General features: G+C 73.3%; 14 protein-coding genes and 1 pseudogene. 8 read left to right on the plus strand and 7 right to left on the minus strand.

Annotation, left to right across the window (positions count from 1 at the left end):
• Together MHW47_RS21240 and MHW47_RS21245 are read left to right on the plus strand one after the other, a co-directional pair.
• A partial coding sequence (locus tag MHW47_RS21240; RefSeq protein ID WP_239225368.1) for a hypothetical protein occupies positions 1-620 on the plus strand: 620 nt, incomplete at its 5' end.
• A 34-nt stretch (positions 621-654) separates the two neighbouring features.
• On the plus strand, positions 655-1,872 hold the full coding sequence (locus tag MHW47_RS21245) for a lytic transglycosylase domain-containing protein (protein WP_239225369.1): 1,218 nt from the start codon (positions 655-657) through the stop codon (positions 1,870-1,872).
• A gap of 47 nt (positions 1,873-1,919) precedes the next feature.
• Here the strand turns inward: MHW47_RS21245 and MHW47_RS21250 are convergent, their stop codons facing one another.
• On the minus strand, positions 1,920-2,984 hold the full coding sequence (locus MHW47_RS21250; RefSeq protein WP_239225370.1) for an ATP-dependent DNA ligase: 1,065 nt from the start codon (positions 2,982-2,984) through the stop codon (positions 1,920-1,922).
• 97 nt (positions 2,985-3,081) lie between these two features.
• On the opposite strand from MHW47_RS21250, the gene ligD reads away from it, so the two are divergent.
• The 5 genes from ligD (at position 3,082) to MHW47_RS21275 (ending at position 8,312) form a co-directional block, all read left to right on the plus strand.
• The gene (gene ligD / locus MHW47_RS21255; RefSeq protein ID WP_239225380.1) at positions 3,082-4,092 is read left to right on the plus strand and encodes a non-homologous end-joining DNA ligase; all 1,011 of its coding nucleotides are present in this window, start codon (positions 3,082-3,084) and stop codon (positions 4,090-4,092) included.
• On the plus strand, positions 4,089-5,168 hold the full coding sequence (locus tag MHW47_RS21260) for an ABC transporter permease (RefSeq protein WP_239225371.1): 1,080 nt from the start codon (positions 4,089-4,091) through the stop codon (positions 5,166-5,168). The genes ligD and MHW47_RS21260 overlap by 4 nt, the downstream gene beginning before the upstream one ends.
• A gap of 165 nt (positions 5,169-5,333) precedes the next feature.
• A complete protein-coding gene (locus MHW47_RS21265) occupies positions 5,334-6,287 on the plus strand; it encodes a multicopper oxidase domain-containing protein (protein WP_239225372.1) in 954 nt (317 codons plus the stop codon).
• Between the two features lie 91 nt (positions 6,288-6,378).
• Entirely contained in the window at positions 6,379-6,633 is a 255-nt protein-coding gene (locus MHW47_RS21270; RefSeq protein ID WP_239225373.1) for a WhiB family transcriptional regulator, read from the plus strand.
• Between the two features lie 95 nt (positions 6,634-6,728).
• The gene (locus tag MHW47_RS21275) at positions 6,729-8,312 is read left to right on the plus strand and encodes a GMC family oxidoreductase (protein ID WP_239225374.1); all 1,584 of its coding nucleotides are present in this window, start codon (positions 6,729-6,731) and stop codon (positions 8,310-8,312) included.
• Positions 8,313-8,376: 64 nt separating this feature from the next.
• On the opposite strand, the gene MHW47_RS21280 is transcribed toward MHW47_RS21275, so the two are convergent.
• The 5 genes from MHW47_RS21280 to MHW47_RS21300 all read right to left on the minus strand — a co-directional run bounded on the left by MHW47_RS21280 (position 8,377) and on the right by MHW47_RS21300 (position 13,543).
• Complete coding sequence (locus tag MHW47_RS21280; protein WP_239225381.1) at positions 8,377-9,291, minus strand: chitosanase; 915 nt, start codon at positions 9,289-9,291, stop codon at positions 8,377-8,379.
• A gap of 83 nt (positions 9,292-9,374) precedes the next feature.
• The gene (locus MHW47_RS21285) at positions 9,375-10,349 is read right to left on the minus strand and encodes an acyl-ACP desaturase (protein ID WP_239225375.1); all 975 of its coding nucleotides are present in this window, start codon (positions 10,347-10,349) and stop codon (positions 9,375-9,377) included.
• A 160-nt stretch (positions 10,350-10,509) separates the two neighbouring features.
• A complete protein-coding gene (locus tag MHW47_RS21290; protein ID WP_239225376.1) occupies positions 10,510-12,141 on the minus strand; it encodes an ABC-F family ATP-binding cassette domain-containing protein in 1,632 nt (543 codons plus the stop codon).
• Between the two features lie 342 nt (positions 12,142-12,483).
• Complete coding sequence (locus MHW47_RS21295) at positions 12,484-12,897, minus strand: SsgA family sporulation/cell division regulator (RefSeq protein ID WP_239225377.1); 414 nt, start codon at positions 12,895-12,897, stop codon at positions 12,484-12,486.
• A 352-nt stretch (positions 12,898-13,249) separates the two neighbouring features.
• Positions 13,250-13,543 carry a YciI family protein gene (locus MHW47_RS21300; protein WP_239225378.1) on the minus strand — a complete coding sequence of 98 codons (294 nt, stop codon included), beginning with the start codon at positions 13,541-13,543 and terminating at the stop codon, positions 13,250-13,252.
• A 68-nt stretch (positions 13,544-13,611) separates the two neighbouring features.
• Here MHW47_RS21300 and MHW47_RS21305 point away from each other — a divergent pair, with 68 nt between their 5' ends.
• Positions 13,612-14,274 carry an endonuclease V gene (locus MHW47_RS21305; protein ID WP_374230123.1) on the plus strand — a complete coding sequence of 221 codons (663 nt, stop codon included), beginning with the start codon at positions 13,612-13,614 and terminating at the stop codon, positions 14,272-14,274.
• Between the two features lie 21 nt (positions 14,275-14,295).
• Here MHW47_RS21305 and MHW47_RS21310 read toward each other — a convergent pair.
• Positions 14,296-14,526 (minus strand): annotated as a pseudogene (locus MHW47_RS21310) (saccharopine dehydrogenase); the annotation flags it as partial.

Below are 14,526 nucleotides of genomic sequence, written 5' to 3' on the forward strand. Positions count from 1 at the left end.
GCCCCGCGGACGACGCCGACGACGCGGACGAAGCGGACGCCGACGCCGGGCCGGACGGCGCGGGCGACGAGCCCGCGGCGGAGAAGAAGGCCCGGCGGCTGCCCCTGCCGCGCCCCGGCCTGCCCGCCGTGCTGTGCGTCCTCACCGTGCTCCTCGGGGCCTTCGCCGCCTGGTCGTTCACCTCCGCCGCGAGCCTGCGCGACGACCCGGCCCGGCAGAACACCGCGCTCACCGACATCGGCACCACCAGCGAGGTCAAGGGCCGGATCACCGAGGCGGTCGGCGCGGTCTTCTCGTACGACTACGCCTCACCCACCAAGGCCGACACGGCGGTGAACACCTATCTGACCGGAAAGGCCGTCCAGCAGCACAAGGACATGCTCGCCGAGGTCCGGGCCCAGGCGCCCAAGCAGAAGCTCGTGCTCACCACGACCGTCACCCACAGCGCCGTGGAGATGCTCGACGGCGACCGGGCCCGGCTGCTGATCTTCGCCGACCAGCGCAACACCCGCACCGGCAAGTCCGAGGAGACCACGTACGCCGCGGCCATGTTCAGCGTGGACGCCGTACGCGAGGACGGCAGCTGGCGGATATCCGCGATCGACACGTTCACCCGGTGACCCGCCGGAGGCGACCCGACCAAGGAGGGCACGCATGAGGTTCAACGGCAGCATGCGCCGGGGACTCGGTGGCACGGCGGTGGCCGTCGCCGCCATGGCCGCGCTCACGGCGTCCCAGGCACCCCAGCTCGTCGCGCACGAGGAGAACCCGAAGCAGCGCCAGGAGACGGACGACGTCACCTGGTCCGAGGTCCCCAACGACGACTCGTACCACACCGAACTCCCGCCGCTGAAAAGCCCCAAGCCGCCGAAGAAGGGCGAGAAGCAGAGCCCCGCCGCCCGGCAGTCGTGGGCCGAGGCGGGCATCCCCGCCACCGTGCTCGCCGCCTACCGCAGGGCCGAGGCCACGACCCGGCGCAACGACCCCGGCTGCCGGCTGCCCTGGCAGTTACTGGCGGCCATCGGCAAGGTCGAGTCCGGGCACGCGTCCGGCGGCCGGGTCGACAAGGACGGCACGACCCTGTCACCGATCCTGGGCCCGGTCCTGGACGGCGCCGGGTTCGCCCACATCGCCGACACGGACGGCGGCGCCTACGACGGCGACGGGACCTACGACCGGGCGGTCGGCCCGATGCAGTTCATCCCCTCGACCTGGGCGCACTGGGGCCGGGACGGCAACGGGGACGGACGCCGCGACCCCAACAACGTGTACGACGCCGCGCTCGCCGCCGGCGCCTACCTGTGCGCCGGCTCGCGCGACCTGTCGATCCCCTCCGACCTGAACCGCTCGATCCTCAGCTACAACCACTCGGAGACGTACCTGCGCACGGTGCTCTCCTGGTACGAGTTCTACCGCAAGGGAATCCACCCGGTGGCGGACGGCCGGGGCATCGTCCCCAGGAGCCCCGGCGCCGGCGGCCCGACCGCACCCGAGCGCCCCGTGGGCGGCTCCGGCTCCGGGGGCGGCGGCGGCATCGAGGTCGGCCCGCAGCCCAGCACCCGCCCCACGGCACCCGGCACCCACGACCCGGACACCGGCACCAGCCCCACCCCGGGCACCTCCGGCTCCCCGGACCCGACCGCCACCACCGGCCCCACGCCCACCCCCACGGACCCCGGCTCCGCGAGCCCGGACCCCACCACCACCCCCGACCCGGAGCCGACCACCACCAAACCCGCGCCCGGCTGCACGACCACCGCCCCGGCGCCGGAGCCCGACGACACCTCCACACCCACCGGCTCGCCCTCGCCCGACCCCACGGAGCCCGGCGAGCCCTGCACCACGCCCACCCTGCCGCCCGGAGCGCACTGAACCGGGGCGCACCGAACCGGGGCGGCGGCCGGGCGGTTCGACCCCGCTCAGCCGCCGCCCGCCAGCACCTCCGCGAGGTCGTAGCGCACGACCTCCTCCAACTGCGCGTACGTGCAGCTCTCCGGCGCACGGTCCGGCCGCCAGCGGCGCCACTGGGCCGTGTGCCGGAACCGGTCGCCCTCCATGTGGTCGTACGCCACCTCGCAGACCCGCTCCGGCCGCAGCGGCACCCAGGACATGTCCTTCTTGCCCGACCAGCGGCTCGGGGCGCCCGGCAGGCGGGCCCCCTCGTGCGCCTCCGCCTGCGCCCAGGCACGCCACGGATGGTCGTCCGCGGCGATCAGCAGGGGCTCCAGCTCGGTGACGAGTTCCGCGCGGTGCTTCATCGGGAAGGCCGCGCACACCCCGACGTGCTGGAGCGCCCCGCGGGCGTCGTACAGCCCGAGCAGCAGCGAACCGACGACCGGCCCACTTTTGTGGAAGCGGTAGCCGGCCACCACGCAGTCGGCGGTCCGCTCGTGCTTGATCTTGTACATGGCCCGCACGTCCGGCCGGTACGGCGCGTCCAGCGGCTTCGCCACGACCCCGTCCAGCCCCGCCCCCTCGTACCGCTCGAACCACTCCCGGGCGCGCGCCGGGTCCGTGGTCGAGGGAGCCAGGTACACCGGCGCCGACGCCCCGGCGAGCGCCGCCTCCAGGACCGTGCGCCGGCCGGCCTGCGGGGTGTCGAGCAGCGACTCGTCGCCGAGCGCCAGCAGATCGAAGGCGACCAGCGCGGCCGGGGTCCGCTCCGCCAGCAGCCGCACCCGTGACCCGGCCGGGTGGATGCGCTCGCTGAGCCGGTCGAAGTCCAGCCGCCCGCCGTGCGCGACGACGATCTCGCCGTCCACCACACAGCGCTCCGGCAGGTTCTCCCGGACGGCGGTCACCAGCTCCGGGAAGTACCGGGTGAGCGGCTTGCCGGTCCGGCTGCCGATCACCACCTCGTCCCCGTCCCGGTGCACGATCGCCCGGAAGCCGTCCCACTTGGCCTCGTACTGCATGCCCGGCGGGATCTTCTTCACCGACTTGGCGAGCATCGGCTTCACGGGCGGCATCACCGGCAGGTCCATGGCCCGATTGTGAGCCGTACGGCCACCGGAGTCTCCCGATATGCGGCATATGTGTGCCCGGCCTACGGTGGCCGACATGGCAGCAGCGGGCACAGCGGTGGAGCTGGACGCGGCCGGGCGGGCCGTCCGGCTGTCCAACCCCGACAAGGTCTACTTCCCGGAGAAGGGCTACACGAAGAGGGACGTCGCCGAGTACTTCCTCGCCGTCGGCCCCGGCATCCTGCGCGCCCTGCGCAACCGGCCCACCACCCTCCAGCGGTTCGTGGACGGCGTCGAGGGCGAGTTCTTCTACCAGAAGCGCGCCCCCAAGAACCTCCCCGACTGGATCCCCACCACCGAGATCGCCTTCCCGAGCGGCCGGTCCGCCCGCGAGATGTGCCCCACCGAGGTGGCCGCCGTCCTGTGGGCCGCCAACCTCGGCACGCTCACCTTCCACCCCTGGCCCGTCCGGGGCGGCGACACCGACCACCCCGACGAACTGCGCATCGACCTGGACCCGCAGCCCGGCACCGACTACGCCGACGCGGTCCGCGCCGCCCGCGAACTGCGCGGCGTCCTGGACGAGCACGGGCTGCGCGGCTGGCCCAAGACCTCCGGCGGGCGCGGCATCCACGTCTTCGTGCCCATCGAGCCGCGCTGGACGTTCACCGAGGTCAGGCGGGCGGCCATCGCGGTCGGGCGCGAACTGGAGAGCCGGATGCCGGACCGGGTCACCACCGCCTGGTGGAAGGAGGAGCGCGGCGAGCGGATCTTCGTGGACTACAACCAGACCGCCCGCGACCGCACGATCGCCTCCGCCTACTCGGTACGGCCCTTCCCGCACGCCCCGGTCTCCGCCCCGCTGCGCTGGGAGGAGCTGGATGACGCCGAACCCCGCGACTTCGACATCCGCACCATGCCCCGCCGGTTCGCGGAACACGGCGACCTCCACGCCGGGATGGACGAGGAGGCGTTCCGGCTGGACTCCCTGCTCGAACTCGCCGACCGCCACGCGAGCGACGGCGGGCCCGGCGACCTGCCCTATCCGCCCGAGTACCCGAAGATGCCCGGCGAACCCAAGCGCGTGCAGCCGAGCCGGGCGCGCCGGGACCGGGACGGTGACGCGTGAGCGGTTCGCGCCCCGCGCCCGGCGAGCCGCACGGCGTGCACGGCCGGCCCCTCAGCCGGGCCCAGAAGTGGGCCGGATTCAAACGGTCGCCGTACTTCCCGGCGACCGTCCTGCTGCTCATCCTGGCCGCCGCCGCCGGCCTGTTCGCGGGCTCCTACACGTACGCCATGGCCAACCCGACGCCGCACCGCATCCCCACCGCCGTGGTCAGCGAACCGGACACCACGCGCGGCAGGGAGTTCGTCGCCGGGATGGACCGGGCGCTGGACGCCTCGCTGGTCATCCACGTCTTCGCGACGCCCGCCGCCGCGCGCGAGGCGCTGGAGGAGCAGGAGGTCTTCGCGATCGTGCGCTCCGGCGAGCGGGGGGTCGCCCTCGACGTCGCCTCGGCATCCGGGGCGGCCGTCGCCCAACTGCTCGCCGAGACCGCCGTGAAGGTCGGGGACACGCTCGGCCTCCCGGTCGCCGTACAGGACGTCAAACCGCTGCAGAAGGGCGACCCGCGCGGGCTCGCCCTGTTCTACATCTCGCTGGCCGCCGTGATCGTCGGCTTCGTGGGTTCCATCCAGCTCAGCGTGCACGCGCGGGGGCTGATGCCGCTGGAGCGGATCGTGTTCACCGTCGCGTACGCGCTGCTCGGCGCGTTCGCCATCGCCGCCGTCGTGGACTGGCTGCTGGGGGCGGTCGATCTGCCCTTCGTCCAGTCGTGGCTGATCCTGGCGTTCACCATGTTCACCTCCGGCATGGTCTTCACCATGTTCAACACCCTGATCGGGCGCTGGGCGATGCTGCCGACCTGGGGCGTGATGGTGCTCCTGGGCAACCCGTCGTCCGGCGGGGCCGTCTCCTGGCCGCTGCTGCCGTCGCTCCTCGGCCACATCGGCCGCTGGCTGCCGCCGGGCGCCTCCGTCAACGCCCAGCACACCGCCGTCTACTACCAGGGCCACCAGCGCCTCTTCCCGTACCTCGTGCTGGCCACCTGGGCGCTGGTGTCGGCCACCGTCTTCTGGGTGTGGCGCCACCGGCACCCCGGCGGCCGCGAGCACATGCCGCAGCACGCCGCCGCGCTCACCTGATCCGCCGAACGACCGGCGGCCCTCGAACGGCATTTCGCGACTCGCCCACGCTCCTGACGGCCTCGCGGTCACCTTGTTCTTACTGTGGGGCAGCCACGTTCCCCGGGCTCGTCACCGCCCGTCGCCACGTTCCCGGCAGCACCCGTCAGCAGTGGGGAGTTCGACATGGATCGCAGAACCTTCGGCCGGCGGATGCTGGTGGGCGGCGGGGTCGCCGCGGCGGCGGGGGTGACATCGTTGTCCCTGCCCGCCCCGACGGCCTCCGCGCTGCCCGCCGCCGTCCGCAGGGCCGGCGCCGGGGGAGCGGTCCGGCGCATCCGCATGTACGTGGAACAACTCCCGGACGGCCGGCTGGGCTACGGACTGGAGAAGGGCAAGGCGACCGTGCCGGGCCCCCTCATCGAGCTGACCGAGGGCGACACCCTGCACATCGAGCTGGTCAACACCCTCGACGTCCCGGCCGGGCTGCACGCGCACGGCATCGACTACGACACGGCCAGCGACGGCACCCGGATGAACGGCAGCACCGTCGAACCGGGCGGCACCCGCACGTACGTCTGGCGCACCCACGCGCCCGGCCCGCGCCGCGACGGCACCTGGCGCTCCGGCAGCGCCGGCTACTGGCACTACCACGACCACGCCGTCGGCTCCGAGCACGGCACCGGCGGCATCCGCAAAGGGCTCTACGGGCCGCTGGTCGTCCGCCGCCGGGGCGACATCCTGCCGGACCGGACCATCACCATCGTGTTCAACGACACGTCGATCAACAACACCCCGGCCGGTCAGAGCCCCGACTTCCGGGTCACCCTCGGCGACCGGCTGGAAGTCGTCATGATCACGCACGGCGACATGTACCACACGTTCCACGTCCACGGACACCGCTGGGCCGACAACCGCACGGGAATGCTCAGCGGACCCGACGACCCGAGCCGGATCGTGGACACCAAGATCGTCGGACCGGCGGACTCCTTCGGCTTCCAGGTCGTCGCGGGCGAACACGTGGGCCCGGGCGCCTGGATGTACCACTGCCATGTGCAGAGCCACGCGGACCGGGGCATGGGCGGGCTGCTGCTCGTCGCCGACCGGGACGGCACGGTCCCCGGCCACCACGACGGATGACATCGGCCGAAAACCGCCGACCGGGCGCGGGCGAGGCGCCATTGACGCGGCGTTGATCGGTCGTTTATCGCGACAGGGCACTGTGGCAACCATGCTGATCAACACCGCGACCGACCCCGCCTTCTCCTGGCAGGAGACCGCACTGTGCGCCCAGGCGGGGCCCGAATTCTTCTTCCCGGCCCCGGGCAGCTCCACCCGTGAGGCCAAGCAGCTCTGCAACGCCTGCGAAGGGCGTCAGGCGTGCCTGGAGTACGCCCTCGACAACGACGAGCGCTTCGGCGTCTGGGGCGGCCTGTCCGAGAAGGAGCGGGAGCGGCTGCGCAGAGTCGGCCGTACCTCGGCCTGACCCGCCCCGGGCGTGCGACACTGCGGCCTTCCGCACTTCGTCACGGGGGCCCGCGCGCGTCGCGTGGCCCCCGACGGCCAGGAGGAGAAGCCGAGTTGAGCGAGTACGACTACATCGTCGTCGGGGCGGGTTCGGCCGGCTGCGTGCTGGCGGCGCGCCTGTCCGAGGACCCCACCGTGCGGGTCGCGCTGGTCGAGTCGGGCGGCCCGGACCGCAAGCGGGAGATCCGCGTCCCGGCCGCCTTCCCCCAGCTGTTCAAGACCCCGTACGACTGGGACTTCAGCACCGTGAAGCAGCCGGCGCTCGGTGGCCGCGAACTGTTCTGGCCGCGCGGCCACACCCTCGGCGGCTCCTCCTCGATCAACGCCATGATGTGGGTGCGCGGCCACCGCGACGACTACGACGCCTGGGCCGGCGCCGCCGGACCCGACTGGGGCCACGACGCGCTCGCCCCCTGCTTCCGCCGCGCCGAGCGGTGGACCGGCCCCACCCGGCCCGGCACGGTCTACGGCACCGAGGGCCCGCTCCACATCGGCCCGCCCCGCAGCCCGTCCCCGCTGACAGCCGACTTCGTCGCCGCCTGCCGCGAGGACGGGCTGCCGTTCCTGGACGAGCTGAACGCCCCCGACCACAGCGGGGTCGCCATGACCCCCGTCAACCAGCGGCGCGGGCGGCGCTGGAGCGCGGCCGACGGCTACCTCCGGCCGGCCGCCCGGCGCGCCAACCTCGACATCCGCACCCACACCCGGGTCCACGGCCTCACCTTCGACGGGAGCCGCGCCACCGGCGTGCGCACGGCGGACTCCGGCACGCTCACCGCCCGCCGCGAGGTCATCCTCAGCGCCGGCGCCCTCGGCTCGCCGCACCTGCTGCTGCGCTCGGGCATCGGCGACCCCGGCGAGCTGCGCGACGCGGGCATCGAGGTGCGCGCCGCCTCCCCGGACGTCGGCCGCAACCTCCAGGACCACCTCTCCTACGCGGTGACCCTGCGCTGCCCGCGCCCGGTGACCATGACCGGCGCCGACACCCCGGCGAACATCGCCCGCTACCTGCTCACCGGGCGCGGCCCGCTCAGCTCCAACCTGGCCGAGGCCGTCGCCTTCGTCCGCAGCGCCGCCGCCCCGGCCGCCCCGGACCTCGAACTGATCTTCGCCCCGGCGCCGTTCGTCGACCACGGGCTGGTCCCGCCCACGGAGCACGGCCTCACCATCGGCGTGGTCCTCCTCCAGCCCGAGAGCCGCGGACGGCTCACCCTGGACCCGGACCACCCGGAGCCCGGCGCGGCCCTGCGGATCGACCCCGGCTACCTCACCGCCGAGGCGGACCTGCGCACCCTGATGGACGGCGTCCGCCACGCCGAACGGCTCTTCGCCTCCGCGCCCCTCGCCCCGCACACCGCGCAGCCCATGGGCCACTATCCCGGCCCGGTGGACGACGAGCGGCTGGCCGAGGCGGTCAGGACCGGCGCGGAGACCCTCTACCACCCGGTGGGCACCTGCCGGATGGGCGCGGACGCCGGCTCGGTCACCGATCCCCGGCTCCGGGTGCGCGGGGTCACGGGGCTGCGCGTCGTGGACGCCTCGGTCATGCCGCGCATCACCCGGGGCCACACCCACGCGCCCACGGTCGCCATCGCCGAGAAGGCGGCCGAGCTGATCCGGCAGGACGCCCGGTCCTAGGGAGCGTCCGGCGGGCAACGCCTGGCACGCACGCTCGCCACGGCCCAAGGGGGCCTCCGGCGGGCTACGGGATGCGGAACGTCTCCCCGTACATCTTCCAGGTCAGCGGCAGCGACAGATCCATGTTCTCGTCCTCCAGGAACACCCGCTGCGCGGTGTCGATGCGGGAGGTGTCGTGCTGCTGGTTCTTCTTCGACTTCATCACGGCCCGCGCCTTGTCCAGGAACATGTCCAGGTACGCCGCCTCGTCCCCGCCCTCCGCAACCGTGTCCACCTCGGCCAGCGTCGCCTCGCGGATGCCGTAGAACGAGTCCGCCTCGTGCCCCGGGCCCTGGAGCACCATGGCGTCGAAGTAGATGAACTGGCCCAGCGCGCCCAGCCCGTCCAGCTTCGCCAGCCGCACCGCCGGCTCGAAGTACTGCTTGTCCCGGACCTCCTCCTGCGCCTTGCGGAACGCCGGGTCCTCGGCCGCCTTCTTCCACGCGGCCGTGAACCCCGGGTCCAGGCCCTCGTGCGATCCCGTCCCGTCCACCTTGCGCAGCGCGGGCAGGAACGGGGCCAGCGGGTTGTCCGGGTGGTCCTCGGTGAACGCCTCGACGAACGCCAGCATGTCGTGCGTACCGGAGCAGAAGCCGACGAGACCGGCCGCGTAGCCGGTGCCGTCGCCGCTGTCCTCGATCGCCCCGTACTGGGTGCGCCAGTCCAGCGTGGAACCCTCCGCGCTGGCCAGCAGCTTCCAGGCGACCTCGCGCATCCGCGGGGTCGCCAGACCGGGCGGGGCCGCCTCGATCCGCTCGTTCATCTCCGCGCGCTGCTCCTCGTCCGCCGCGGCGAACGGGTCCGGGTTGACCGGACCGGTCGCCTTCGGGGTGGCGGCCGTGGGGGAGTGCGTGGGCAGCCCGGTGTCCTCGCCGCCGCTGTTCAGGACGAGCGAGACGGCTATCGCCAGCGGCGCTGCGATGAGAGCGAAGCGGGTCACAGGTTTCACCGGGCCAGGGTACGGCCCCGCCCGGCCGGGAAGGGCGCGCCCCCGCAGCGCCCCCCACCGCGCTCCCGGCGCGGTCAGCCCTGGGCGCGGGCGGCCATCCGGGCCTTGCGGGCGGCCAGCTTCTCGTCGAACTTCGCCGCCTCGGAGTCCAGCCCGTGCATGTACAGGCCCAGCTCCTCCTGCGCCTTCAGCCCGTCCGGGCCGAGGCCGTCGATCTCGAGCACCTTGAGGAACCGCAGGACGGGCTGGATGACGTCGTCGTGGTGGATGCGCATGTTGTAGATGCCGCCGATGGCCATCTGCGCGGCGGCCCGCTCGAAGCCGGGCATGCCGTGGCCGGGCATCCGGAAGTTGACGACGACGTCCCGCACGGACTGCATCGTCAGGTCCGGGGCCAGCTCGAAGGCCGCGCCCAGGAGGTTGCGGTAGAACACCATGTGCAGGTTCTCGTCGGTGGCGATGCGCGCCAGCATCCGGTCGCAGACCGGGTCGCCCGACTGGTGGCCGGTGTTGCGGTGCGAGACGCGGGTCGCCAGCTCCTGGAACGCCACGTACGCCACGGAGTGCAGCATCGAGTGCCGGTTGTCGGACTCGAACCCCTCCGACATGTGGGCCATCCGGAACTGCTCCAGCTTGTCCGGGTCGACGGCGCGCGAGGTGAGCAGGTAGTCGCGCATCACGATGCCGTGCCGGCCCTCCTCGGCGGTCCAGCGGTGCACCCAGGTGCCCCAGGCGCCGTCCCGGCCGAAGAGGCTGGCGATCTCGTGGTGGTAGCTGGGGAGGTTGTCCTCGGTGAGGAGGTTCACCACGAGAGCGATCTTGCCGATGTCGGTGACCTTGGACTGGTCCGCCTGCCAGGCCTCGCCGTCCTCGAAGATCCCGGGGAAGTTGCGGCCGTCCGAGAACGGGACGTACTCGTGCGGCATCCAGTCCTTGGCGACCTTGAGGTGCCGGTTGAGTTCCTTCTCGACCACCTCTTCCAAGGCGAACAGGAGGTGGGCATCGGTCCACGCCTGTGAACTGCCGAGGTGGGGAGAGGTGATCGTCACGGGGGCTCCTGGGGACGGGAGAACTACCTACGGCTTCGTAGGTTACGAGACCGTAGGTTAAAGCGGCGGTAAGGCCGCAGCCAAGCCCGTACGGGCGACGACCGCTCACTGTGCGTCACGGTGCCGGGGGCGGACGCGCGGCGCCCCCGCCCCCGGCCCCTCAGAACCCGGCGCGCACCTCCTCCGCAGTCGTCTCGCGCAGCTCGCCGTCGAGCAGCAGCCAGCGCGTGATCCCCAGCGACTCCAGGAACGGGAGGTCGTGGCCGGCCACCACCAGCGCCCCCTCGTACGCCGCCAGCGCGGCGGTCAGCCGGCGCACACTGGCCAGGTCCAGGTTGTTCGTCGGCTCGTCCAGCAGGAGCAGCCGGGGCGCCGGCTCGGCCAGCAGGAGTGCGGCCAGCGCGGCCCGGAACCGCTCCCCGCCCGACAGGGTGCCCGCGGCCCGGTCCGCCCGCGCCCCCTTGAACAGGAAGCGCGCCAGCCTGGCCCGGATGTGGTTGCCGGTGGCGTCGGGCGCGAACCGGGCCACGTTCTCCACCACGCTCAGGCCGTCGTCGAGCACGTCGAGCCGCTGCGGCAGGAAGCGCAGCGGCACCGAGACCACCGCCTCGCCCGACACCGGCGCCAGCTCACCGGCGAGCGTGCGCAGCAGCGTGGTCTTGCCCGCGCCGTTGCGCCCGACCAGCGCGACGCGCTCGGGACCGCGCAGTTCGTACCGGCCGCGCACCCGCGCCCCGTGGGCGAGTTCCAGGTCTTGCAGGACCAGGACGTCCTGGCCGGGATGGACCCTGGTGCGCGGCAGCTCGACGCGGATCTCGTCGTCGTCGCGCACCGCCTCGACGGCCTCGTCCAGGCGTTCGCGCGCCCCGGCGAGCCGGTTCGTGTGCAGGAGGCGCTGCTTGCCCGCCGACTCCTGGGCGGAGCGGGCCCGGGCGCTCGCGGCGATCTTCGGCACGCTGCCCTGCTCGAACAGCTTCTGCCCGTACCGTCTGCGACGGGCCGACTTGACCTGGGCCTCGGCCAGTTCGCGTTTCTGCCGCCGCACGTCGGCCTCCGCGACGCGCACCATCCGCTCGGCCGCCTCCTGCTCGGCGGCCAGCGCCTCCTCGTACGCGGTGAGGTTGCCGCCGTACCAGGTGACGGCCGAGTCGCGCAGGTCCGCGATCCGGTCCACGCGCTCCAGGAGTTCCCGGTCGTGGCTGGCGACGACGAGCACCCCGTGCCAGGCGTCCAGGGCGGCGAGCAGCCGCCGGCGCGCGTACAGGTCCAGGTTGTTCGTCGGCTCGTCGAGCAGCAGCACGCCGGGGCGGGCCAGCAGCAGCGCGGCCAGTCCCAGCAGCACGCACTCGCCGCCCGACATCTCGCCGACCGTGCGGTCCAGCCCGATGTGGCCGAGGCCGAGTCCGTCGAGGGTGGCGCGGGCCCGCTCCTCGACGTCCCAGGCGTCGCCCACGGCGGCGAACCGCTCCTCGGAGGTGTCGCCGGCCTCGATGGCGTGCAGCGCCGCGCGGACGGGGGCGATGCCGAGCGCCGCGTCGACGCGCAGACCGGTGTCCAGGACGAGATTCTGCGGCAGGTGGCCGATGTCGCCGGTCACCGTGATGCGGCCCGCGGTGGGCCGCAGTTCCCCGGCCATCAGCCGGAGGAGGGTGGATTTGCCGGCGCCGTTGAGGCCGATGAGGCCCGTGCGGCCGGGGCCCACGGAGAGCTGGAGGCCGTCCAGCGCGCGGCTGCCGTCCGGCCAGGAGAAGGACAGCGAGGAACAGGTGATGCGGGCGGTGGGCGCGGACATGAGAGAACTCCCGGTTGCGAGGAAGGGCGAGGGCAACGGGGGGTGAGACACCGGCCACGGGCGTTCCACAGAAATTCCGGGATGGCGGAAGGAAGGCCCTGGTCGCGGAGGACGGCTCAAGGAGCTGAGGTCACACTCGGGCGCGCGGTCCCGGCGGGAAGGGAAACCCGGACCCGGCGCGCGACGCGGTGTCTCACGACCTCAGATCTGCAACGTCCTGCTCCATTCGGCGACGACAGGGACACCGCACACGGTAGAGGGGGGCCGGGGGAGGGGACAACCGAATTGCCGGGCCCGCGCGGTCGTCCTCCCGCGCGGGCCCGGCTCGATGACGTGTCGGGCTCAGTGCGGGCCGAACAGCTCGGTCAGGCCCCGGTCCAGGCCCAGGAAGCGGTGTTCCTCACCGCACGGCACGAGTTCCTCCGCCCGCCGCAGGAACCGGCGCAGGTCGTCCGTGTGGACGTGCACCATCGCGGTGCCCTCGGCGGCGTGGAACTCCAGCACCGTGCGGTCGTAGCCGAACGGCCGTACCCGTACGTCCCCGAGCCCGGACGGCACCTCCATCCCGGCGGCGAGCAGTTCCCGCGAGAACTGCCAGGCGACCTCGGTCCCTTCCAGCGTCGCGGGGGCCGGGAACACCATGCGCACGGCGAACGGGTCCGCCCGGTCGTAGCTCAGGACTGCGGGCAGCGTCTCCATCTGCGGCGCGGACGCCACCATGCGGGCCTGTACGGACTGTTCGATGACCGTGGACACGAACCTGCTCCCTCTCGCGACCGGACGAACGGTGCCCGGTACGGGTAGAGACGGGCGGGGCCGCCGATCCGTGCACCGGGCAACGGCGTGAGCTGTGTCACCGCACACCGCTGCCTGTTCACGTGCCCCGTTCCGGCCGGAGCACCCCGCCAGGACGCCCCGGGGTGCGGGGAGTTCTAGGGCGTGTTTTGAAAGTAGCGCCGTCCGCCCGGAGGGCGGGCCGGACGGTGTCCGGTGCGTGCGATCGCAAGGCGCCGGGAAGCGCTTGTAGCGGAGCTACCAGGGCTTTTCGGCAACGCCGCGAGCGTGCGTGCCGGGCGTCGCCCGGCAGGCGGGACTTTCAAAACACGCCCTAGAGGGTCTGGCGGTACGCGGCCAGCGCGTCGGCCGTCTTGGTGGCGATGAACTCGGTGATCCGGTACGCGCACACCCCCTCGACGACGAACGGGTCGCTCGCCGCCAGCCGTTCGATCGCCGCCCGGTCGTCGCCCACCGCGAGGATCACCCCGCCGTCCCGGGGGTTCTTGCGCCCGGAGGCGAGGAACACCCCGGCCGCGTACTGCTTCTCCAGCCAGACGACGTGCTCCGGCAGCACCGCGTCGACGCGGTCGAGCGGAGCGGTGTAGGACAGCTCAAGTACGAACATGCGCCCAGGCTATCGGTCGGACGTTCACGCGTACGGCCTAGGGTGGGCGCACCATGACTGCTTTTCAGATGCCTTCCGACGCGGCCGAGGCGCGCGCCGTGCAGGACGCCCTGCGCGCCCGGGTGATCCTCGACGAGCCGGGGCCCCCGCCCGGGCGCGGCCATGTGACCGGAGTGGACGTCGCCTACGACGACGACCGCGACCTCGTGGTGGCGGCGGCCGTGGTGCTCGACGCCGCCACCCTGGAGACGGTCGCCGAGGCCACCGCCACCGGCCGGGTCACGTTCCCGTACGTGCCGGGGCTGCTCGCCTTCCGCGAGATCCCCACCGTCCTGGCCGCCCTGGACAAGCTGACCGCCGACCCCGGGCTCGTCGTCTGCGACGGCTACGGCAGGGCCCACCCGCGCCGCTTCGGCCTCGCCAGCCACCTCGGCGTCCTCACCGGGCTCCCGGTCATCGGCGTCGCCAAGAACCCGTTCACCTTCACCCACGAGCCGCCGGGGCCCCGGCGCGGGGACCAGTCGCCGCTGCTGGACGACGGCGAGGAGGTCGGCCGGGCCGTGCGCACCAAGGACGCCACCAAACCGGTGTACGTCTCGGTGGGCCACCGCACCGGGCTGGACAACGCCGTCGCGCACACCCTCGCCCTCGCCCGCGGCTTCCGGCAGCCGGAGACGACGCGCAGGGCCGACGCGCTGTGCCGCCGGGCCCTGCGCGAGGCGACCGGCTGAGCCCCGTCCGGCGGGCCGCCCTCAGAGTTCGGCCGCCACCCGGAACCGCAGCCCCGCGGCCACCAGCCGCTCCAGCAGCGCGTCGCCCATCGCGACGGCCGTCGTGACCTGGCCCGAGGTGGCCGGCAGTTCGTCCAGCGCCAGGCTCAGCGCGGACTCGGCGAGCATCTTCGCCGTCTCGTCGTAGCCCGGATCGCCGCCCGACACCTCGGTGAACACCCGCCGGCCGCCGCCCTCGCCGACGAACCGCAC

It is taken from the genome of Streptomyces sp. OfavH-34-F, from assembly GCF_022347745.1.
Taxonomy (GTDB): domain Bacteria; phylum Actinomycetota; class Actinomycetes; order Streptomycetales; family Streptomycetaceae; genus Streptomyces.

What these genes read in the sequence shown, in the direction of transcription:
- MHW47_RS21290 (WP_239225376.1), bottom strand. Translation starts at nt 12,141, where the DNA reads ATGTCCGCGCCCACCGCCCGCATCACCTGTTCCTCGCTGTCCTTCTCC.
- MHW47_RS21305 (WP_374230123.1), top strand. Translation starts at nt 13,612, where the DNA reads ATGCCTTCCGACGCGGCCGAGGCGCGCGCCGTGCAGGACGCCCTGCGC.
- MHW47_RS21300 (WP_239225378.1), bottom strand. Translation starts at nt 13,543, where the DNA reads ATGTTCGTACTTGAGCTGTCCTACACCGCTCCGCTCGACCGCGTCGAC.
- MHW47_RS21245 (WP_239225369.1), top strand. Translation starts at nt 655, where the DNA reads ATGAGGTTCAACGGCAGCATGCGCCGGGGACTCGGTGGCACGGCGGTG.
- MHW47_RS21265 (WP_239225372.1), top strand. Translation starts at nt 5,334, where the DNA reads ATGGATCGCAGAACCTTCGGCCGGCGGATGCTGGTGGGCGGCGGGGTC.
- MHW47_RS21250 (WP_239225370.1), bottom strand. Translation starts at nt 2,984, where the DNA reads ATGGACCTGCCGGTGATGCCGCCCGTGAAGCCGATGCTCGCCAAGTCG.
- MHW47_RS21270 (WP_239225373.1), top strand. Translation starts at nt 6,379, where the DNA reads ATGCTGATCAACACCGCGACCGACCCCGCCTTCTCCTGGCAGGAGACC.